At 72.2% G+C, this 19,989-nt stretch carries 25 protein-coding genes; 15 read left to right on the forward strand and 10 right to left on the reverse strand.

Going from position 1 to position 19,989, the window contains the following annotated elements; genetic code table 11:
- Positions 1–62 precede the first annotated feature (62 nt).
- The 8 genes from BM287_RS11620 to BM287_RS11655 all read left to right on the forward strand — a co-directional run bounded on the left by BM287_RS11620 (position 63) and on the right by BM287_RS11655 (position 6,989).
- Complete coding sequence (locus BM287_RS11620; RefSeq protein WP_244528190.1) at positions 63–1,094, forward strand: N-acetylglucosamine kinase; 1,032 nt, start codon at positions 63–65, stop codon at positions 1,092–1,094.
- Positions 1,091–2,362, forward strand: a complete 1,272-nt coding sequence (locus BM287_RS11625) for a 6-phospho-beta-glucosidase (protein ID WP_090039706.1) — start codon at positions 1,091–1,093, stop codon at positions 2,360–2,362. The genes BM287_RS11620 and BM287_RS11625 overlap by 4 nt, the downstream gene beginning before the upstream one ends.
- Positions 2,359–3,918 (forward strand): FAD-dependent oxidoreductase, encoded by a 1,560-nt coding sequence (locus tag BM287_RS11630; protein WP_090039708.1) that lies wholly within the window; start codon positions 2,359–2,361, stop codon positions 3,916–3,918. Before BM287_RS11625 ends, BM287_RS11630 begins: the two co-directional genes overlap by 4 nt.
- A 68-nt stretch (positions 3,919–3,986) precedes the next feature.
- Positions 3,987–4,301, forward strand: a complete 315-nt coding sequence (locus BM287_RS11635) for a DUF7882 family protein (RefSeq protein ID WP_090039710.1) — start codon at positions 3,987–3,989, stop codon at positions 4,299–4,301.
- A 167-nt stretch (positions 4,302–4,468) separates the two neighbouring features.
- Positions 4,469–4,960 carry a hypothetical protein gene (locus BM287_RS11640; RefSeq protein ID WP_244528192.1) on the forward strand — a complete coding sequence of 164 codons (492 nt, stop codon included), beginning with the start codon at positions 4,469–4,471 and terminating at the stop codon, positions 4,958–4,960.
- Complete coding sequence (locus tag BM287_RS11645) at positions 4,941–5,393, forward strand: DUF6098 family protein (RefSeq protein WP_090039714.1); 453 nt, start codon at positions 4,941–4,943, stop codon at positions 5,391–5,393. Before BM287_RS11640 ends, BM287_RS11645 begins: the two co-directional genes overlap by 20 nt.
- Positions 5,386–6,027 (forward strand): hypothetical protein, encoded by a 642-nt coding sequence (locus tag BM287_RS11650; RefSeq protein ID WP_090039717.1) that lies wholly within the window; start codon positions 5,386–5,388, stop codon positions 6,025–6,027. The genes BM287_RS11645 and BM287_RS11650 overlap by 8 nt, the downstream gene beginning before the upstream one ends.
- Positions 6,024–6,989, forward strand: coding sequence for a glycosyltransferase (locus BM287_RS11655; RefSeq protein ID WP_090039719.1), 966 nt, complete (start codon positions 6,024–6,026; stop codon positions 6,987–6,989). The genes BM287_RS11650 and BM287_RS11655 overlap by 4 nt, the downstream gene beginning before the upstream one ends.
- Before the next feature lie 82 nt (positions 6,990–7,071).
- On the opposite strand, the gene BM287_RS11660 is transcribed toward BM287_RS11655, so the two are convergent.
- The 5 genes from BM287_RS11660 to BM287_RS11680 form a co-directional block, all read right to left on the reverse strand.
- A complete protein-coding gene (locus BM287_RS11660; protein WP_090039721.1) occupies positions 7,072–7,968 on the reverse strand; it encodes a hypothetical protein in 897 nt (298 codons plus the stop codon).
- Positions 7,969–8,040: 72 nt separating this feature from the next.
- Positions 8,041–8,793, reverse strand: a complete 753-nt coding sequence (locus BM287_RS18085; protein ID WP_244528194.1) for a hypothetical protein — start codon at positions 8,791–8,793, stop codon at positions 8,041–8,043.
- 123 nt (positions 8,794–8,916) lie between these two features.
- Positions 8,917–10,446, reverse strand: coding sequence for an FAD-dependent oxidoreductase (locus tag BM287_RS11670; RefSeq protein ID WP_090039725.1), 1,530 nt, complete (start codon positions 10,444–10,446; stop codon positions 8,917–8,919).
- Between the two features lie 125 nt (positions 10,447–10,571).
- Positions 10,572–10,853, reverse strand: coding sequence for a hypothetical protein (locus tag BM287_RS11675; RefSeq protein ID WP_090039727.1), 282 nt, complete (start codon positions 10,851–10,853; stop codon positions 10,572–10,574).
- A gap of 93 nt (positions 10,854–10,946) precedes the next feature.
- The gene (locus BM287_RS11680; protein WP_090039730.1) at positions 10,947–11,285 is read right to left on the reverse strand and encodes a hypothetical protein; all 339 of its coding nucleotides are present in this window, start codon (positions 11,283–11,285) and stop codon (positions 10,947–10,949) included.
- Between the two features lie 102 nt (positions 11,286–11,387).
- Between BM287_RS11680 and BM287_RS11685 the strand changes: the two genes are divergently transcribed.
- The 4 genes from BM287_RS11685 to BM287_RS11700 all read left to right on the forward strand — a co-directional run bounded on the left by BM287_RS11685 (position 11,388) and on the right by BM287_RS11700 (position 14,799).
- Entirely contained in the window at positions 11,388–11,999 is a 612-nt protein-coding gene (locus BM287_RS11685; protein ID WP_090039732.1) for a flavodoxin family protein, read from the forward strand.
- Between the two features lie 41 nt (positions 12,000–12,040).
- Complete coding sequence (locus tag BM287_RS11690) at positions 12,041–12,832, forward strand: putative protein N(5)-glutamine methyltransferase (RefSeq protein ID WP_090039735.1); 792 nt, start codon at positions 12,041–12,043, stop codon at positions 12,830–12,832.
- A 44-nt stretch (positions 12,833–12,876) separates the two neighbouring features.
- Positions 12,877–13,677 carry a tryptophan-rich sensory protein gene (locus BM287_RS11695; RefSeq protein ID WP_090039737.1) on the forward strand — a complete coding sequence of 267 codons (801 nt, stop codon included), beginning with the start codon at positions 12,877–12,879 and terminating at the stop codon, positions 13,675–13,677.
- 198 nt (positions 13,678–13,875) lie between these two features.
- Positions 13,876–14,799: an AEC family transporter gene (locus BM287_RS11700; RefSeq protein ID WP_090039739.1), complete on the forward strand. Its 924-nt coding sequence runs from the start codon at positions 13,876–13,878 to the stop codon at positions 14,797–14,799.
- A gap of 42 nt (positions 14,800–14,841) precedes the next feature.
- On the opposite strand, the gene BM287_RS11705 is transcribed toward BM287_RS11700, so the two are convergent.
- The gene (locus BM287_RS11705; protein WP_090039775.1) at positions 14,842–15,357 is read right to left on the reverse strand and encodes a tetratricopeptide repeat protein; all 516 of its coding nucleotides are present in this window, start codon (positions 15,355–15,357) and stop codon (positions 14,842–14,844) included.
- Between the two features lie 4 nt (positions 15,358–15,361).
- Positions 15,362–15,898 carry a TOPRIM nucleotidyl transferase/hydrolase domain-containing protein gene (locus BM287_RS11710; RefSeq protein WP_244528195.1) on the reverse strand — a complete coding sequence of 179 codons (537 nt, stop codon included), beginning with the start codon at positions 15,896–15,898 and terminating at the stop codon, positions 15,362–15,364.
- Positions 15,899–15,964: 66 nt separating this feature from the next.
- Between BM287_RS11710 and BM287_RS11715 the strand changes: the two genes are divergently transcribed.
- Positions 15,965–16,255: a hypothetical protein gene (locus BM287_RS11715; protein ID WP_090039744.1), complete on the forward strand. Its 291-nt coding sequence runs from the start codon at positions 15,965–15,967 to the stop codon at positions 16,253–16,255.
- A 112-nt stretch (positions 16,256–16,367) separates the two neighbouring features.
- Here the strand turns inward: BM287_RS11715 and BM287_RS11720 are convergent, their stop codons facing one another.
- Together BM287_RS11720 and BM287_RS11725 are read right to left on the reverse strand one after the other, a co-directional pair.
- Complete coding sequence (locus BM287_RS11720; RefSeq protein WP_090039748.1) at positions 16,368–16,901, reverse strand: hypothetical protein; 534 nt, start codon at positions 16,899–16,901, stop codon at positions 16,368–16,370.
- A gap of 29 nt (positions 16,902–16,930) precedes the next feature.
- Positions 16,931–17,200: a TetR family transcriptional regulator gene (locus BM287_RS11725; protein ID WP_090039751.1), complete on the reverse strand. Its 270-nt coding sequence runs from the start codon at positions 17,198–17,200 to the stop codon at positions 16,931–16,933.
- Between the two features lie 82 nt (positions 17,201–17,282).
- Between BM287_RS11725 and BM287_RS11730 the strand changes: the two genes are divergently transcribed.
- A complete protein-coding gene (locus BM287_RS11730) occupies positions 17,283–18,212 on the forward strand; it encodes an aldo/keto reductase (RefSeq protein WP_090039777.1) in 930 nt (309 codons plus the stop codon).
- 223 nt (positions 18,213–18,435) lie between these two features.
- On the forward strand, positions 18,436–19,644 hold the full coding sequence (locus BM287_RS11735; RefSeq protein ID WP_090039753.1) for a GDSL-type esterase/lipase family protein: 1,209 nt from the start codon (positions 18,436–18,438) through the stop codon (positions 19,642–19,644).
- Here the strand turns inward: BM287_RS11735 and BM287_RS11740 are convergent.
- Positions 19,641–19,989 (reverse strand): transposase (locus BM287_RS11740; protein ID WP_139230663.1); only part of this gene is annotated, 349 nt, incomplete at its 5' end. The genes BM287_RS11735 and BM287_RS11740 overlap by 4 nt on opposite strands.

Below are 19,989 nucleotides of genomic sequence, written 5' to 3' on the forward strand. Positions count from 1 at the left end.
GCCGAGAACGGTGGAAACGATCCCACAAATGGGGCAGGATGGGCGCGGCGGAAGGAACCGAGGTGAGATCCACGCACACAGGAATACAGCCCGCGCTGGTGGTGGCGATCGACGGAGGCAACTCCAAGACGGAGGTCGTCGTGCTCGCAGAGGCGGGCGGCGAGCTGACCGAGCGGGCCCGCGCCATCGGGCCGGGGAGCGGGGCCGGCCCGGAAGCCGTGGCCTCTGCCGTCTCGGCCGTGCTGCGCGAGACGGGGACCGACCCCGCGAGCGTCGGCTCGGTGTCCGCAGCGGTGGCCGGACTGGATTTCCCGGGGGACGAGGCAGGATATCGTGCCGCGCTGTCGGAGCTCTTCCCCCGGGCGGTCGTGGACGTCGTCGGCGACGCCGTCGCCGTGCTGGAGGCGGCCGCCGGCCTGGATGAGGCGCTCGCGATCGTGTGCGGTGCGGGTCTCAACGCCGTGGCGCGGGGTCCGAAGGGACTCGCGACCGTGCCCGCGCTCGGCTGGCTGAGCGGCGACTCGGGTGGCGGCGACGAGCTCGGGCGGGCGGCGGTCCGTGCAGCGGCCCGCGCCGAGGATGGCCGCGGACCGTCCACCCTCCTCCTCGGCCGGGTTCTGGCCGAGACCGTCGCCTCCGATACCGCCGAACTGGGGAGGGCCATCCGGGACGGGGCAGTGTCGATGCGGCAGGTCGGCGCGCTCGCGGCCACGGTCGCCCGGACCGCAGCCGACGGCGACCCCGTGGCGATGGAGCTGCTCGCGGACTCGGCCCGCGAAGCCCTGCTGCTGGCCGACGTGGTCGTCCGCCGCTCGTGGGACGGCTCTTCCGTCCCCGAGGGGACCCCCGCGATCCTGGCCGGTGGACTCTTCGCCGACCCCGGCTTCCGCGACAGCGTGTCGGCCGGTCTCCGCGAGCGCGGCTTCGAGCCGCGACCGCTCGAGTTCCCCCCGGTCGACGGTCTGGTACGCGCGCTGCGCGAGCGCGCGAGCGCTTCGAGAACCCACCACCCGGGTACCGGCCACGCGAGCACCGACCACCCGAGCACCGACCACGCGGTTACCGACCACCGACAAGAAGGGGATTCCCGATGAAGATCACGGTCATCGGCGCCGGCTCCACCTACACGCCCGAGCTCGTCTCGGGCCTGTGGAACGAGCGCGAGCGACTCACGGTCGACGAGCTCTGGTTGATGGACATCGACGGACCGCGACTCGAGATCGTCGGCGGAATGGTGCGCAGGATGCTGGCGCGGCAGGGCGCGGACGTCCCGGTCACGCTCACCACCGACCGCACGGCAGCGATCGAGGGCGCGGACGCGGTCCTCATCCAGTTGCGCGTCGGCGGGCAGAAGGCGCGGCTGGGGGACGAGCTGTTCCCGCTCGCGTGCGACTGCGTCGGTCAGGAGACGACCGGCGCCGGCGGGCTGGCCAAGGCGCTGCGCACGGTCCCGGTGGTGCTCGACATCGCGCGGGAGGCGCGCGAGCGGGCCGCACCGGGCGCCTGGGTCGTCGACTTCACGAACCCCGTCGGCATCAACACGAGGGCCCTGCTCGACGACGGGCACAAAGCGATCGGCCTGTGCAACTTCGCGATCGGCGTGCAGCGCTGGATCGCCCGCGAGCAGGGCGTGGAGCCGCGCCGCGTCGAGGTGGACCCGGTCGGCCTCAACCACCTGTCGTGGGTGCGCCACATCCGTGTCGACGGGGTGGATGTGCTGCCCGGGATGATCGCGGAGCGTTCGGACGAACTGGGCCGGCGCGGCGGCGTCACCGGCGAACTGATCCGGGACCTCGGCGTCCTGCCTTCCTATTACCTCAAGTACTACTACAGGCACGATGCCGCGGTCCGGGAGCTGAAGGCGGCAACGCCTCGAGCGACCGTGGTGGCCGACGTCGAGCGGGAGCTCCTCCGGCTCTACGCCGACCCGGCGGTGGACACCAAGCCGCCGCAGCTGGAGGCGCGCGGCGGCGCGTACTACAGCGAGGCGGCCACGGCGCTGCTCGCCTCGCTCGTGGCGGGCACAGGCGACAACCATGTCGTGAACGTGCGCAACGACGGTCTGATCCGTGGACTCGCGGACGACGACGTGATCGAGACGCTGTGCCGGGTGGATGCGTCGGGCGCCGCGCCACTTCCCCAGGACCCGGTCGAGCCGGAGCTGCTCGGGCTGATCCAGCATGTCAGCGCCTACGAACGGCTCGCGGCACGGGCCGCCGTGACCGGTCACCGCCGGCTGGTGCGGATGGCCCTGCTCGCGCATCCACTCGTCGGTCAGTGGGACCTCGTGACAGCACTCGAGAAGGGGCTGTTCGAGTCCGCGGGCGAGCTGCTGCCGCAGTTCGCGGACGTGCGCGCATGAGCTGGTCCGTCGAGGTCGTGGTCTACGGTGCGACGTCAGCAGGGGTCGCCGCAGCGGTGGCGGCCGCCGAGGCGGGGGCCGCCACGCTCCTGGTGGAGCCCGGCCACCACCTGGGCGGGATGACCTCCGGCGGGCTCGGCTACACCGACGTCGGGGATGTGCGCGCGCTGGGCGGTGCCGCCGCGCGGCTGCGTGCGGATATCGCGGAGCACTACGGCACGGCTCCCGGACACTACGCGGGACCGGAGCCCCACGTCGCGGAGGGGATCTTCCGGCGCTGGCTGGAGCAGGCGGGCGTCGACGTCCTCTTCGGCGCACGGCTCACCGCGGTCGAGACCGCCGATGCCGCCGAGGGCCGCGCCCTGCGAGCGCTCACCGTCGCGACCGCCGAGCGCATCGAGGCCGCCGTCTTCGTCGACGCGAGCTACGAGGGCGACCTCCTCGCTGCGGCGGGCGTTCCGTACCGGGTGGGGCGGGAGGACCGCAGCCTCCATGGCGAGCGGTTCGCGGGCCGGCAGGAACTGCTTCCCGGAATGCACAACATGCCGCCGTGGGTGTCTCCGTTCGCGAACGATCCCACGGGGCTGACCGAGGGCCCGATCCTGGCGCAGCTGCACGATGCGCCGCTCGCCGGACTCGGCGAGGGCGACGGCGGCGTGATGTCGTACGGGTTCCGGGTGTGCCTGACCACGGCGCCGGACCGCATCCCGTTCGAGCGTCCCGACGGCTACGACGAGGAGTACTGGGAGCTCGGGCGGCGACTGTTCGCACGCGACGAGCGCGAAGGCGTCGAGCGCCCGGCCGGCTGGATGATCGGCCTCGAGCCCAACCTGCCCGGCGGCATGGCGGACGGCAACTCCCTCGGCCCCGTGTCCCTGAGCGTGCTGGACGGATCGGCCTGGGAGTATCCGGACGCATCGCCCGAGCGCCGCGCCGAGCTCCGGCGCCACCACGTGGATCACACGCGCGGGTTCCTGTACTTCCTGTCCCACGACCCCGCCGTCCCGGCGGCGGTCCGCCGGGAGCTGTCGCGGTGGGGACTCCCGCCGGGCGAGTTCGCCGATACCGGTCACCTTCCGCACCAGCTGTACGTGCGCGAGGCGCGGCGCATGGTCGGCGAGCGCATCCTCACCGAGCATGATCTGCTGGCCGGGTCCATCCCCGGCGACACCGTCGCCCTCGGCTCCTATCACATCGATATCCGGGAGGTGCAGCGCGTGTGGAGGTGGGTGTACGAGCATCCGCGGCCGATCGGCACGATCTTCACGGAAGGGTACCTGTCGGTGCCGGTGCCCGTGTACGGCATCCCGTACCCGGCGCTCCTGCCGCAGCGGGAGCACGCTGCCAACCTGCTGGTCCCCGTCTGCCTGTCGGCGTCGGCGGTGGCTTTCGCGTCCGTGCGCATGGAACCGCAGTACCTGATGCTGGGCCAGGCGGCCGGGGCGGCTGCCGCGCTCGCCGCGGCTTCTGGAGTCGCCGTCCAGGACGTGCCGATCGGCGAGCTCACCGCGCGGCTGCGCGAAGCAGGGCAGATCCTGAGCATCGGACGACCATGAAACGGGTTCCGTGTCAATCCCCATGACGGGAGAGGAACCCGGTGCTTCGGGTGAGGCACTATGTGGACATGGGAAAACTCGTCTACGGAGCGGGACAGGAGTACGACCTCGATGACCGCGTGCTCAGCCACGTCAAGCTCGCCATCGTCGCCAAGCTCCGCCGTCACGAGAGTTTCCTGCTGAACTGGGATGTTCCCGTGGAGCAGGGCTCGGGGCGCGTCTCCCTCTGGATCAGCCGCGAGGTGCCCCTCGCCTTCCAGTTCAGCGGCAGCCGTCCGCCCGCGATCAACCCGCAGTGGCTCGAAGCCCTGATGCACACCTCGCAGCGCACGGGCGGGATGGTCGTCATGCCGGAGGACGAGCTGGCACGGCACCTCGGGTAGGGAGTGCACCGAAGGGAGGCGCGCACCGCCCGTCGCGCACGGCCACGCGCACACCCCGCGCACCGCCCGTCGCGCGCTCCACGCCCACCGCGCTGCACGCACCGCACGTCCTGCGCATCGCGTCAAGCCCGTGCCTTCCTCCTCAGTACCGACATAGCTTTGCTTGCATGGGCGATATGACGGCGAGCGCCGTGCTGATGATGCTGCCGCGGCGCGCACACACGCCGGTCGCCGTGCTGGTGGAGGGCGCCGTCCCGTCGTCCCTGCGTCTGGATGTCTTCGGCGGCCGGGAGCTGTTCGTGCGGATGCGCCGGGGCGTTGCCATCCACGGACTCGCGGAGCCCTACCGGGAGCAGCCCCGGGACGACATCCCCGCCGAGTCGGAGCCGGCGCTCATCGTGACCTCCGACCGCTATGCCCACGCTCGCTTCGCCTACTCGGCGTCGGTGTTCGGAGCGTCCGACATCATCGTGCTCGTCCCGCTCGACGAGGACGGGGAGGCATCCGCGCGCATCCGCGTCCCGGTGCCGTCCCTCGACCGGCCCTCGTGGCACGAGTACGAGCTGGTCTCGCGCACCCGGATGGAGTGCCGCTACCGCATCCCCGACCTCGGGGACGCCGATCCGGGAGGAGGATCCCATGCTCTATCGGCTCGCTGAGATCGAGCGGCTGCTCGACGACGGCGGTCCTGGTGTCTACGTCCGCTTCTCGGCCGGTTTTGCGGCCGACCTCGAGGCGGGGCCGGCCGACGCCGAGAGCGGGCTGCCGCTGCCCGGGCTGCCGGCGCATCCACTCGATCCCGAATCGTGGTGGACGCTGCCGCGCGCCGAGTGGATCGCCCGGCAGCTCACCCGCCTGCCCGCACCGCGTCACGCACCGCGGGAGGGCGTCGCACCCGAACGGTTCGCCTGGCTGCTGCGCGGACGGGAGGTCGGCCACGGCCCGGAGGGCGACGTCCTCGTCGCGGACGTCCACGTGGTCGGCCGCCTGGCGGAGTGCCTCATCGAGCAGGCGGACCGCCTCTGGGCGGAGCGATTCGACGCGGTCCTCGGCCGCCGCGAGGCGGAGCAGGTGTCGGTGGCGCATGCCTGAGCGCACCCTGCTCGAGGGCACCGCGATCCTCCAGCTCATCTCCGACACCCCGTCGGGCGGAACGGCGATCGTCCTGCGCCGCCCGGAGGCGCCGCCGTTCGTCGTGATGGGCGACGACACCGAGGAGGGGTTCTCGCGGCTCCGGCGCGGCGCGATCGCCTACGGTGTCGCCGAGCTGTACCAGGCCATGCCGCGCGACATGCTGCGCGACGGCCACATCCTCCATGTCCGCGGCGATCACCGTCCTGCGCGCGTCGACAAGGCGGGGTCGATCTTCGGTCCGAAGCCCGAGAAGCTGTGGGTGCCGCTGGACGACGACGGCCGCCCCTTCGGACGGATGCGCGTGCCGATCCCCTCCCTCCAGCGGCCGGCGTTCGTGGAGTTCGCACTGCACGGGGAGGGCGACGGGGACGTTCTGGAGTACCGCCTCGACGGCGAGGCACGCTTCGGCGAGGGCTACATCTGCCCGTACTGCGGCAAGCTGTGCCCGCGGAAGGAGCCGCACACCGCGGCGCACGGCGTGGCCGGTCACACGCACGCCGGCGTCACCGCGGGCCAGGACGACGGGGGCCCGGCGCCGCAGACCGGCCCGCTGGAGGTGGGGGGTCACCACGGCGCCGGGGCGCAACTGTGAGCCGTGCTCTGCGGCTGCTCGTCTGGCAGGTGCACGGCGGCTGGATGGATGCGTTCGTGCGGGGTCGCCACACCTACCTGCTGCCCGTGAATGCGGCCGGCGAGGGCGGGGTGGGCGACCGCGACTGGCCGGCGAACGTGGTGGATGTGCCCGAGAAGCAGCTGGCGGAGACGCCGTTCGACGCGGTCGTGCTGCAACGGCTGGAGGAGTTCGACCTGGTCGAGCGGCTGACCGGACGCACACCCGGCATCGACGTCCCCGTCGTGTTCGTCGAGCACAACACGCCGAAGCAGGGCGTGCCGGACTCGCGGCATCCCCTCGCGGATCGGCGCGACCTCCTGATCGCGCACGTGACCCATTTCAACGCGCTCTTCTGGGACACCGGTGCGACGCGAACGGCGGTCATCGAGCACGGCGTGGTGGACTACGGGAACTTCTTCACCGGCGAGCTGCCGCGCGCAGCTGCGGTCATCAACGAGCCGGTGCGCCGCTGGCGGGTGACCGGCTCCGACCTGCTCGGCGGGTTCGCCTCCATCGCACCGGTGGACGTGTTCGGGATGCAGGCGGACGGGCTCGCGCAGGCGCTGGGGGCGCCGCCCGACCGCGTCGTGGCCGCCGGGGACGTGGAGGCGCCGCGACTGTTCGCCGAGGTGGGACGGCGGCGGGTCTACGTCCATCCCAACCGGTGGACATCGCTCGGGCTGTCGTTGCTGGAGTCGATGACCGCGGGCGTCCCCGTGGTGGCTCTGGATGCGACCGACGCGCGCCGCGCCGTGGTCCCGGGTGTCGGCGTGGTCTCCACCGACGTGTCGGAGCTGCACGATGCCGTGCGCGCGTTCGTGGACGACCCGGGACGCGGCGCCGAGACGGGGGCTCGGGCGCGGGAGTGGGCGCTCGAGCGGTTCGGCCTCGCACGGTTCCAGTCGGACTGGGACGAGCTGCTGGCGAGCTGGGTCGGCTGAGCTGCCGGTCGCCCGCGTGGAGACGGCGGCGCGGCGGTGGCGGCCGGCGGTGGCGGCCGGCGGGGGCGGCCGACGGGGCGGGTCAGTCCTCGCGCGCGTCGCGGAGGTCCTTCTCGGCCTCGCGGACGGCGCGTTGGGCCTCGGAGAGCCGCCGGCGCAGGTCGCGCTCGGCGGACCGCGCCTCGGCGAGGTCGTCCACGACCCGCTGGAGCCGCCGTTGCAGGGATTCGCGCTCCGCCTCGAGGTCGCCGCGACGGTCCACGGCCTCGTCGAGTTCGTCGTCGATCGCCTCCGCATCGGCGTGCGCGCGTTCGACGGCTTTCTCGGCGGCGCGGAGGAGGCGCTTGCGTTCCCGCCGCTCGCTCGGCGACTCGGTGGGCTCGGCCGGTTCGGCGGGCTCCGATAGCTCCGCGGCCGCGCCCGACTCCGAAGGCTCCGCAGCCTCCTCCCGCTTCGCCCGCGTCTCCGGTGCGGCCCGCCTGCGTGCCCGGGCCGGAGGGAAGGCCTCGATCTCCACCGGCAGCGCGACCGCGTCGGTCACATCCACCTGCTCGAGCCCGGTCGACTCCAGCGCCCGCACGAGCATGCCGCTGCGCACCGCTGCTGCGGCGGCGGCGTCGATCACGGCCGCCTGCAGCGTCTCCTCCACCTCCCGCTGCACCGCGGGGCTGAGGCCCAGACCCTCCGTGGCGCGCTGCAGCAGGCGCTGCCGCTCCTGGGTGAGGGACCGGATCTCCGCGCGGTCGCGCGAGGCGAAGGCGTCGCGCATCCTGGCGCCGATCTCGAGCACGTCGCCGATCAGGTCCGGCTGGTCACGCACGAGGGCGTTGATCGCGGCGGCGGAGGCCGACGGCTTGCGCAGCGCCTTGATCTGCTTCGCCGTCGAGCGATCCGCCTGGGCTGCGGCGGCGTTGCGCCGTGCGATGAAGTCGCCGGGTTCGGTGGCGTAGAGCTCGCCGGCCACCTCCCGCACGTCCATGCCGCGAGTGTACGCGCCGGGCGCCGTGGCATGCCCCCGTGCCTCGTGGCACGGCCGCGTGTCAGGACCGGCTCAGGTGCGCGGCATCTTGGCGGCCTTCACCGCGGCGAAGTACTCGTTCGAGGGGCGCAGCCAGATCAGCACCACCGCGACGACCGCGAGCACGAACTCCAGGAAGCCGGCACCGTACCCGTTGATGATGTTCAGCAGCGAGAGGACGGTGAGGATCGTCAGGACGATGCGCGCCCAGTTGGCGCCGCGCCGCAGGAAGAACGCGAACAGCACCAGCGTGATCGCCCAGAACAACAGGGTGACGATGGTGAAGACGATGGCCAGCGCGAGCGCCGCATCCGCCGCCTGCTGCGGAGAAGCACCCCCCAGGTTGATGCCCGGCCGCTGGAAGGCGCTCAAGAACTGGTCGCGGGAACCGCTCACGATGACGATCGTGATGATCCCACTGATGACGCTGAGCACCGCACCGGCGATGTAGAGCCAGAACGCGATGGCGACCGTGCGCGGCGGCTCGGTGGGCGCGACGACGGGTGCGCCGTCGCCCCACGCCGGTGCGCCGTAGCCGACGGGAGGCGGAGGCGGCGCCGAGGGGAAGCCCCGGTCGACGGGCGGCGGCGGCGGCGCGGCCGGGAAGCCCTGGTCGGCGGCCGGCGGGGCTGGAGCGGCCGGAGCGGCCGGAGCGGCCGGAGCGGCCGGAGCGGCGGGCGGCTCGGCCGGCCCCGCGGGCCCGGCAGCGTGCGGCGGGGTGCTCGGCTCGCCGGCGCCGGACGGTTCGGCGGGTCGCGGCGTGCTCTCGTCGTCAGGAGTGCTCATGCGGCGACCCTACCCCCGCCTCGATCGGCCTGACTAGGGCTTACGCGGGGATGCGGCGACGGGCCGGAGCAGACGGCGCGGCCGGGCATCCCGCGGGCCCAGCGCTCACGCGCGCCCCACCGCTCAGGCGGAGGCCTCGGCCGCTCCCTCCTCCCGCACGCCCGGCGCCTCGGCGAGCGGCTGCGTCGCGGGCCCCTCGAGCACGGTGCCGTCGGGTGCGAACCGGGACCCGTGGAGCGGGCAATCCCAGGACAGCTCGGCGTCGTTCCAGCGGACCACGCCGCCCAGGTGACTGCAGATCGCCGTGAGCGCGCACGTCGTCCCGTCGACGGTGGAGACGGCGACCGGGGTCCGGCCGCGGCGTCCGACCGTCCCCGTGCCTTCGGAGACCGGTTCGTCCCCGAGCTCGGGTCCCGTCTCGGCGGCCGCCCATTCGGTCACTGCCGCCTTGCCGGCGCCGGCGTTGATGGCGACGCCGGAGGCGATGTCGACCGGGCGGGTCACCCGGCGATGCATCACCCGCGCCCACTCCAGGGTCTCGCCGGTCAGGTCGGCGGTGAGGCTGAGCGCTGCCGCGACCGCATTGGTCATGCCCCACTTGTCGTACCCGGTCGCGAGGTAGACCCGTCCCCGTCCGCGGGGAAGCCAGCCGACGAAGGGGATGCGGTTCGCCGACCGGTAGTCCTGCGCCGCCCACCAGTGCGTGCGCTGTGCGCCGGGGAAGAACTGCTCGGCCCAGGACGTGAGGTCGGCCACCTTCCCGGCGGGGGAGTCGGCGCGTCCGGGCGGGTGGCTGTTGCCTCCGACCAGGAGCAGCTCGCTGCCGTCCGCCGCCGGCGCCCTACGGAGCGACCGGCCCGGGGACTCCGCCGACAGGTACATGCCCGGCGGGAGCTCGCCCGGCACCCGGAAGGCCGTGAGGTACGAGCGCGACGGCTCCACCTTGGCGAAGTAGAGTCCACGGTCCAGGATGGGCGTCCCGGTCGCGAGGACGACCTGGCCGGCCCGGGACGTGCCCGACGTGCTCGTGACCACCGCCGGCTTCGCAGCGGAGACATCGGTGACGCGCTCGCCCTCCACGATCCGGCCGCCCAGCCGGCGGAACTCCGCGGCGAGTGCCGCCAGCACCTCCATCGGATGGATCTGCGCCTGGCCCGCCAGCGTCAGCGCGCCCTCGACCGGGAACGGCAGCTCCGTGGTCCGCTCCTCGACCGCGTCGAGGCCGGCGATGCGGGCCGCCGCGAGTTCCGCATCCAATCGGTCCAGTCCGTCGAGCGTGGTGGCATAGGTGACCGCGTCCCGCAGCTGGTACGGCACCCCCTGCTCCTCGAGGAAGTCGAGCAGCCAGCCCTGCCCGGCCGCGTTGCCGTCGACGTAGGCGCACAGCACCGCCTCGGACGCGTGCCGGCGGATGCCGGACAGCGTCGTGCCCTGCAGCAGGCTGACCTTGCCGGTGGTGTTGCCGGTGGTGACCGCCCCGACCGTCCGCGCCTCGAGGACGAGCACGCGCATCCCGGAGCGGGCGAGCATCAGGGCGGTCGCGAGGCCCGTCAGGCCGGCGCCGACGACGATCGTGTCGTAGTGGCCGTCCCACTCGAAGGCGTCGGTCGGGATGGCGGGCGAGGTGTCGATCCAGAGCGAGGTCGGCGGCATGAGACGAGCATCCCCCGTCGAAGGCCCGGGGGGAAGCGGTGACGTGAGGCCGTTACCGCGGCAGGGCGGGCGCGATCAGGCCCCGGTCAGGCCCCCGGGTCAGGCCCCCGTCGGGCCGGGGGAGGTCACGCCAGGGAGTCGAAGTCGAACCAGAATGCGTCGTCGTCGTCCTCGCCGGACGCCGAGCCGGAGGCCACGGGATCGCGCGGGATCGTGGCGGTCTCGATGCGCACGCGGGTCTGGGCGGTCACGAAGATCTCGCTGGGCGGCCGGCTGGACTGGGCGATGGAGACGAAGTCGCCGTCGCTCCTGCTCGCCTTCACGACGCGAGCCTTGAGTTCTTCCACGGGCGCACGGTCGACGAAGGTGAACCTGAGGTCGTCGATATACACGTGGAACACCTGCATCAACCGCTCCTGCTTGTCCGTTTCTCGCCCGATAGTACGCGGCCATCCCGGTTGTTACAGTGCAGCGGCCATCCGAGGAGACACCGGCCGAGGTCAGAGCAGGTCGAAGTCGACGTCGGGCAGGTCCTCAGTGCCGTTCTCGACGAAGGTGGCCCGTTGCGGCCCGAGGGACGCGATCCGGTGTTCGAACTCGGCGACGAAGGGCTCGTCGCGGAGTTCCCCGCCGGCGTACGTCTCGGCTTCCGCGAGCATCTGGCTGGCAGGCCCCAGCAGGAGCAGCACCTCTCCCCGTCCGCCGTCGTCGCGGACGACGGGGGCGCGCACCTCCGCGGCTCCGTTGCTGTGCGCAAGCGCCGCTGCGAAGCGCACGATGACGTCGGCGATGTCGTCCCCGGTGAGGAGGGAACCGCTCGCGTAGTGGATGCGCTTCATCACCTATCCATACGATCACCTGGGCGAGAGGTCAAGACCGCAGGGCAAGACCGTGCACAATCGGACCTTGCGGATCGGAGCGTCCGCGCGTTCACTCGCGGCATGACCGATGACACGCGAACATTGACTGCGCTCGCCCTCGTCTGCACCCTCAAGCCCTCGCCGAACGAGTCGAGCAGCCAGCTCCTCGCGCGGCAGCTGCTGGACGAGCTGGCCACCCACGATGTGACCGGCACGGCCGTCCGGCTGGTGGACTACGACATCAAACCGGGGGTGAGCCTCGACGAGGGCGGCGGCGACCAGTGGCCGCACCTGCGCGAGCAGATCATCGCCTCCGACATCCTCGTCATCGTCACACCGACCTGGATGGGGCACCTCTCGTCGGTCGCTCAGCGGGCACTCGAGCGACTCGACGCCGAGCTGTCGGAGACCGACGAGAACGGCCGCCCGCTCGTGGAGGGCAAGGTGGCCGTCGTGGGTGTCGTGGGCAACGAGGACGGGGCGCACGGGATCGTCGCGGACGTGTTCCAGGCGCTCAACGACGTGGGCTTCAGCATCCCATCGCAGGGCAGCACCTACTGGAACGGCGAGGCGATGGGCTCCGTGGACTACAAGGATCTGGAGGAGACGCCGGAGGCGGTCGCACGCACTAACGCGACGGTCGCGAACAACGCGGCGCACCTCGCCCGGCTGCTCGTCGCGCGGCCGTACTGACCGGTGCCGGGGGCCGCCCTCACCACCGCTAGCATGGCCGGGTGCTGGAACCCGATCCCCGACTCGTCGGGCGCCTGCGCGCGGCGGGATGCGTCTTCGCCGAGGACGAGGCCCGCCTGCTGACCGAGGCCGCGGCGTCGGATGCCGAGCTGGAGCGTCTCGTCGCGCGCCGCGTCGCCGGGGAGCCGCTGGAGCCGCTGCTGGGCTGGGTGGAGTTCTGCGGGCAGCGCATCCACGTGGATGCGGGGGTGTTCGTCCCGAGGCGGCGCACCGAACTGCTCGCCGGGCGGGCTGCCGCGCTCGCCGCTCGCGCTGCTCGCCGTCCCGGCCGGCCGGTGGTCGTGGACCTGTGCTGCGGCGTCGGCGCGATCGGCGCGGTTGTGGCCGCCCGGGTGCCGACGGCCGACGTGTATGCGGCGGACGTCGATCCTCTCGCGGTCGCCTGCGCCCGGCGGAACCTTCCGGCCGACCGGGTCTTCGAGGGCGACCTCTTCGCCGCGCTGCCGGTCGGACTGCGGCATCGAGTGGATGTGCTGGCCGTGAACGCCCCGTACGTCCCGACGGAGGCCATCGCCCTGATGCCACCCGAGGCGCGCGACCACGAGCCGGCCACAGCGCTCGACGGAGGAGCGGACGGGCTGGAGTTCCACCGCCGCATCGCCGCGGAGGCCTCCGCGTGGCTCGCGCCCGGCGGGACCATCCTGATCGAAGCCGGTGAGGAGCAGGCGCCCGTCTCCGCCGCGCTCTTCGCAGCCTCCGGCCTGGATGCGCGCATCGAGTCGGACGAGGAGTCCGGCGCCACGGTGGTCATCGCCTCGGCCGGCGCCGGCTAGCGCATCCCTTCACCGGCGGGGCCTGCAGGGCTACCGTGCGCGACATGAGCACGCTCGCTGCCGCGCGGCCCGCACCGGCCGATCGCGTCCGTCAGACGCTGGTGATCGCGGGGACCGTCGTCGCGGTGATCGGCGCCGTGGTGGGCTCGGGACTGGCGGGAGGCACGCCCATCCCGAAGGTCGCGGGCGGCGCCCTCGGGCCGGATGCCACCCTGCTCGCGCCGGGAGGGCCGGCCTTCGCCATCTGGTCGGTGATCTACGCGGGACTCATCGCCTACGCGATCTGGCAGGCCCTGCCCTCGCAGGCGGCACGCGAACGCCAGCGCCGCGCCGGTTTCTGGATGCTGGCCTCCCTTCTGCTCAATGCCGCATGGATCCTCTCGGTTCAGGCCGGGCAGCTCGGCGTGTCCGTCGTCGTCATCGCCGCGCTGCTGGTGGTGCTGCTCGCTGCGTTCGCCGTCCTTCGCCGCCACCCGGCCGAATCCCGGGTGGATGCGGTCCTGCTCGACGGTGTCGTCGGCCTGTACCTGGGCTGGGTCATCGTGGCGACGGCCGCCGACGTCGCGGCCTGGCTGCTCACCTCCGACCTGCTCCGTCTGGGCGGGAACCCGCACGCCTGGGCGATGGGGGCTCTCGCGCTTCTCGCGGTCGTGGGATGCGTCCTCGCGCTGGCGGGTCGCGGGCGCTTCACCCCCGCGATCGCGTCCGCGTGGGGGCTGGCCTGGATCGGCGTCGCGCGCCTGACCGGCTCCCTCCCCTCGGCGCCGGTGGCGGTCACCGCCTTCGCGGCCGCCGCGCTTCCCCTCCTCGTGGCGCTCGCCGTCCGCGTCACCCGCCGCCGCTAGCCCCCACCCCCCGCGCCTCGCGCCCCCCGCGCCTCGCGCCCCCCGCGTCCACGCCTCGCGCCCCACCGTCGAGTACACGAAGACTGCACGCTTTGGGCGCAGTTTGCGTGCAGTCTGTGTGTACTCGACGGTGGGGCGCGAGGCGGGAGCGCCAGGCGGGGGCGGGGGCGCAGGGGGCGGGTCCTCTAGGGTGGACGGGTGGGCGGCGTACTGACCGGGTTCGGCATCATCGCCTTCGTCATCGTCGTCGGGTACGTCGCGGCACGGCTGCGGATCGGCGGGCCGACGGCACCGTTCGTGCTGAACCGGATCGCGTTCTTCGTGACGAACCCGGCTCTGCTGTTCGTCACACTCGCCCATGCCGACCTGCGGGTCGTGTTCTCGACGCAGTTGCTGGTCGCCGCCGTCGCGGCGCTCGTCTCGGCCGGCGTGTTCGTCGTGCTGTCGCGGCTGTTCTTCCGTCTGCCCGCGCCCGAGACGACGGTCGGCGCCCTCGGCGCCGGTTACGTCAACGCGAACAACATCGGCCTGCCGGTCGCGGTCTACGTGCTGGGAAGCGCGTCCTTCGTGGCGCCCGTCCTCCTGCTCCAGCTGATCGTGTTCGCGCCGATCGCGCTCACCGTCCTCGACACGACGACGCGCGCAGCGGTGTCCGTCGGCTCGATCCTGACGCAGCCCGTCCGCAACCCGATGATCATCGCTTCGCTGCTCGGCATCCTCATCGATGTGAGCGGGCTGAAGCTTCCGGATGCGGTGTTCCAGCCGTTCGCGCTGCTGGGCGGGGCGGCCGTCCCGCTCGTGCTGATGGCGTTCGGGATGTCGCTGGTCGGCTCCCGTCCGCTGCGGCCGGGCACCGGACGGGCTCCGATCGTCACGGCGGTGATCCTGAAGTCCGCCGTAGCGCCCCTCCTGGCCTTCGCCGTCGCCCGCTTCGTGTTCGGACTGCACGGTCAGACGCTGTTCGCCGCCGTCGCGCTCGCAGCACTGCCGACCGCGCAGAACGTCTACAACTTCGCTGCGCGCTACGAGCGCGGGATGCCGCTGGCCCGGGATGTGGTGCTGCTCACCACGGTCTTCGCGGTCCCCGCGCTTCTCGTGATCGCGGCGTTGCTCGCGCCCTGACGGCGGCTCAGCGCTGACGGTCGCCCGGGTGCCGAGCGCGTCTCAGCGCGCCGTGTCCTGCGAGCGCAGGTACTCCGCGTTGCCCCGGATGGCGGCCTGGTACCGCTGCAGGTCCGGGGAGGGGATGTTGTCCGCGGCCACCTCCATCAGCTCCGCCACTGCGGCATCGCTGCGGCCGGCCGCGTGCAACGACAGCGCATGCCAGACGCGGACGGATTCCGACTCCGGAAACAACGACAGGGCCCGGTCGAGCACGGCGAGCGACTCGTCGAACCGGTCGAGGTTGCGCAGGGTGCTGCCGTACTGCAGCAGGCAGCGCCGGAGGGTGTCGCCTTCGAGCCCGGTGTCGAGGGCGCGCTCGTAGTATCCCGCTGCGGTCTGCTCGTCGCCCGCCGTGTCGTACGCTCCGCCGACCTCGTAGAGCACATACGGGTCGTCGGGATGTTCGGCGAGCACGTCGAGCAGGGCCCGGATCGTGGGCTGCATGTCGCCGCGGTCGCGGGCGTCGAAGAGGATGCGCAGCCGCTCCAGGAGGGCGGGATCAGTGGTCACCCGGATCACCCTAGTGCGACCACGCCAGCAGGCCGCGGAGCGGGTCCGGCAGCTCGCCGGGGCCGAGGGCCGCAGTGAGCGCGGCCCCGTAGTGCTCCTTGCGGCCGGAGGTGGTGCCGAGGAAGCGGTGAAGCTGCAGCTCCAGCGCGCGCGTCCGCTGCGCCGGCTGCTGCTGGAACATCCGGAACAGCCGGAGGTCGCCTTCCCGCTCCAGGGCCGCTTCCACCCGGGCGTGTCCGAGGGCGCGGAGCAGCTCGCCCTCCAGGTCCGGACGGCACACGAAGACCGCATCCGCCGGCAGGCCGGCCCGCTCGAAGAACCGGACCTCGGCCACGTCGCAGAGGCCACGCAGGCGCAGGCCGGCTCCGGACGAGCCGAGATCCGCGGCGAACCGCCGGACGCTCATCGCCCCGCCCATCGGCACGACGATGGTCCCCTCTGCGGCCAGGTCCACCTCCAGGATCCGCGCCGCGGTCAGGACGGCGGCGCGGTCGCTCGCGCCCTCGACGAGGATCGCCGAACTGACGTCCGTCCACTGATCGGTCACGCTCACATTCTGCGCGCACGACTGCGCCCCTGTCGCACTCCGGCCCTCGCGCGTACGGTGCACGCCATGAAGATCATCATCTTTGCCGCAGGAGTCGCTGTCGGATACGTGATCGGGTCGCGCGCCGGCCGCGGAGCCTACGAGGATCTGCGCCGCAAGTGGCACGGGTTCACCGAGTCCGACACCGTGCAGCACATGAAGGGGGACGTGAAGGACTTCGCCGGCCGCGCCGCCGCCGACGTGGGGGACCGCGTCAGCGAGACCGTGAGCAAGGTCACCGAGAAGGCGTCGGCCAAGATCGACGAGGTCACCGGGAAGAGCGGGAACGGTTCGGCCACCGCGTCTCCCGCCAGCTGAGCGGACAGGCCGCCGCGGGCTACCTTCCGGTAGCCGCCGGCGCCCCCCACTCGTTCCCGCAGATGGCTCCTGTCAGCACGATCAGTCGACGGAACTCATCCGCGCCTCCCGGTCACGCCCCTTCGGGCGGGTGGGCCAGCAGGTCCACCCGCTCAGAGAGGTAGCCGGCGAAGGGACGCGCGCCCGCATCGCCGGCCGCCGGACTCCACCGCACCAGTGCCTCGCCGTCGCGCAGGAACAGCGGGCCGTCCGCGTCGCGCAGCAGCGCAGCATCCAGAGGGATGCGCGGGGCGTCGAAGTCCACCGTCTCGCCGTCGCGGAATCCCCCGCGCCGCGCCGCCGCCCGCAGCGACCGGCGATCCTCCACCGACCGGGAGAGATTCTGCGGCCGGCCCGGAGGTGTCGCACGGATGAGCGTTCCGGTCGCCCGCAGCGCGCCGTCGGGTTCCAGCAGGAAGACGCCCAGCCGCCAGACGGCGCCGATACGGCGGAGCACCGGTTCGCGGCGGATCAGGAAAGACCGCCGTGCCGGTATCAGCTCGGCGAGAGCCTCCCGTCGGGCGCCGGCGGCGCTCAGTTCAGCGACGGCATCGGCGATGGCCGAATGGATGCGCGCGATCGCATCCTCGTCGCTGCCGTCTGCCACGCCTCGAGCCTACGGCCGGGCGGAGGCTCTCAGGCCGCGTGGATCGAGTACGAGTTGTCGTCCGCGACGAGCAGCAGCTCGAGTCCCGCCTGGTGCCGCAGGATCACCAGGGCCGACGGGTCCGTCGCGGCCACCCGCTCGATCTGGTTCAGGAAGATCCGGGCCATCTCGTCGGTGACGCGGAAGTCGCGCCCGAGCGCGTGGACGAGGTATCCCGGCTGGGCGCCCCGATGATGACCCAGCCCGGTCTCCTCCGCGAAGTCTTCGACAGCGCCACGGATATCAGACGTCATGGTCATCTGGAACTCCTTCTCTAGCGTTGAGGACAGTAGTCCCGAATCCCGCGCCGTACAGGGGTTGACGAAGAGTTAGATGGACGTCATGAAAACGTTCACCTTCCCCCGCACCGACATCTCCGCGTCGAACATCGTCCTCGGCCTGATGCGCATCTCCTCGCTCGACGACGAGCAGATCCGGACGCTGGTCCGGACGGCCCGCGACGAGGGCGTGACGATGTTCGACCACGCGGACATCTACGGCTCGGAGCTCCACGGCTGCGAGCGTCGCTTCGGCGACGCCGCCGCCATCCCGGCCTCGGAGCGCGACCAGGTCGTCATCCAGTCGAAGGTCGGCATCCGGAACGGGTTCTTCGACTTCTCCCGCGAGCACATCCTCCATACCGTGGATGAGTCCCTCGCCGCCCTCAGGACGGACTACCTCGACCTCCTGCTCCTCCACCGCCCGGACACCCTTGTCGAGCCGGCGGAGGTCGCGCTCGCCTTCGATGAGCTGCAGAGTGCGGGGAAGGTTCGCGCATTCGGCGTCTCCAATCAGACGCCGGGCCAGATCGAGCTCCTGCAGCGCTCCCTGTCGCAGCCGCTCGTCGCGAACCAGGTGCAGCTCAGCATCACGCACGCTCCGCTGATCGCGCAGGGCGTCGCGGCGAACATGGCGGGACTCGACCAGTCCGTGTCCCGCGACAACGGCATCCTCGACTATGCCCGGCTGCACGACATCGTGCTTCAGGCGTGGTCGCCGTTCCAGAAGGGCTTCTTCGACGGCGTGTTCCTCGGCGACCGGGAGAACTACGCGGAGCTCAACGACGTGATCGACGAGCTGGCCGAGAAGTACGACGTCACGCCGACCGCGATCGCCGTCGCGTGGATCACGCGGCACCCGGCCGGCATGCAGGTGGTGCTCGGCACCACGAACGCGCAGCGGGTGCGTGACGCCGCAGCCGGCTCGGAGATCCCGCTGACGCGGCAGGAGTGGTACCGGCTGTTCACGTCGGCGGGCCACACCCTCCCTTAGCCGGGGCCTGACATTCGTCACGAATGTGGCGTTCACCCTTGTCGGAATGAACATTCGTGACGAATGTGGCGTTCACTCCTGTCGGAATGAACATTCGTGACGAATGTGGCGTTCACTCCTGTCGGAATGAACATTCGTGACGAATGTGGCGTTCACCCCTGTCGGAATGAACATTCGTGACGAATCTCGGGTCGTTGCGGGCCCGACCCGGTACGGTCGAAAGGTGGACGACCAACGGCTGTCGCTGCTGCGCCGGGTGGCGATGCGCGTGTGGCTGGCGCGGGTCGCCGCCGTCCGCGCCGGGCTGGTGCGCCCGGTGGGCCGGCGCCAGTCGTTCGTCGCCGGACGTCGTCCGCTGCGGGTGCTGATCGTCGGTTCCGGACCGGCGGCCGGCTGGGGCGTCGGGAGCCACGATCTCGGGCTTGCCGGCGGGGTCGCCCGCGCGCTCGCCGCATCCACCGGGTCCGGAGCCGTCGTCGACGTGGTGCCGCATCCGTCCGCGGGCGTGCGGCGCCTCGGCCGTATCCTGGAGGCGACAGGCGACGACCGGTATGACGCGATCGTCCTGAGCGGCGCGGTGCCGGACGCCCTGCGGCTGAGCGAGCCTCGCCGCTGGGGACCCCGCTTGCGGCGGCTGATCGAGCGCGCCCAGGCGCTCGGGCCACGATCCGTGGTCTGGCTGGGCGCGCAGCCCATCCGCTCCATCCGCCCCTACGACTCGGCCATGGGCGAGGTTGCGCAGATCCACGCGCGACGGCTCAACGCAGTGGCCCGGGAGATCTGCAAGGAAGCCGGCGCCCTGTTCGTCGCCCTGGAGGCGCCTCCGCGAACCGACTCGCGGCGGCACCGGAGCCCCGCCGACTACCTGTTCTGGGCGCGGCAGCTCGTGGATGTCCTGGCTCCCGCCCTCGACGCGGACGCGACGGCGCGCGTCACGCCCGTGAACCCCGCCTCCGATCGGGTCGTCGCGATCGAGCGGCTGAAGCTGAGCAATCGGGGAGGGGACGAGCGCCTGGACGGCATCGTCGGCACGGCGAAGCGGACCCTCGGTACCGAGATCGCGATGTTCACCGTGCTCGACGATGTGCGGGAATGGCCACTGGCATCGACCACCGGCACGACCTTCGACATCCCGATCGAGCAGTCGGCGTGCATCCACACCATCCAGACACCCGACGGCATGGTGGTCCTGAACGCCGTCGAGGACGAGCGTTTCGCCACGAATGCCCTAGTGATCGGGCCGGCCGGGCTGCGCTATTACGCCGGCTACCCGGTGGAGGCTCCCGACGGCACGCGCATCGGCGCGCTCTGCGTGTTCGGGCGCCTCCCGCGGGAGCAGGCCGACGGCGACGCCGATCTGGATGTGCTGCGCGAGCTCGCCCTGCTGGTGCAGCGCGAGCTGTGGCGGTGGGAGCCGGACGAGCGGAGCTAGGGCGTGTCTCCTAATTGGTGGGTCCAGGCGATGACGGCGTTGAGGACTGCTGCAGATCGGTAGACGGTTGCGAGTTTGTCGTAGCGGGTGGCGATGCCGCGCCATTGCTTGAGTGTGGCGAAGCGGCGTTCGATGACGTTGCGGCCCCGGTAGTCGTCTCGGTCGTAGCTGACGGGTCGTCCGCCTCGGGATCCGCGGCGGAGGCGGTGGCCGATCTGGTCTGATGGTTGCGGGATGACCGCTTGGATGCCGCGGTCGCGCAGGTGCTGGCGGATCGCTCGGGACGAGTAGGCCTTGTCGCCGCGGAGCCGGTCGGGCCGGGTCCTGGGCCGGCCGGTGGGACGG

This window comes from Leifsonia sp. CL147, from assembly GCF_900114565.1.
Taxonomy (GTDB): Bacteria; Actinomycetota; Actinomycetes; order Actinomycetales; family Microbacteriaceae; genus Leifsonia.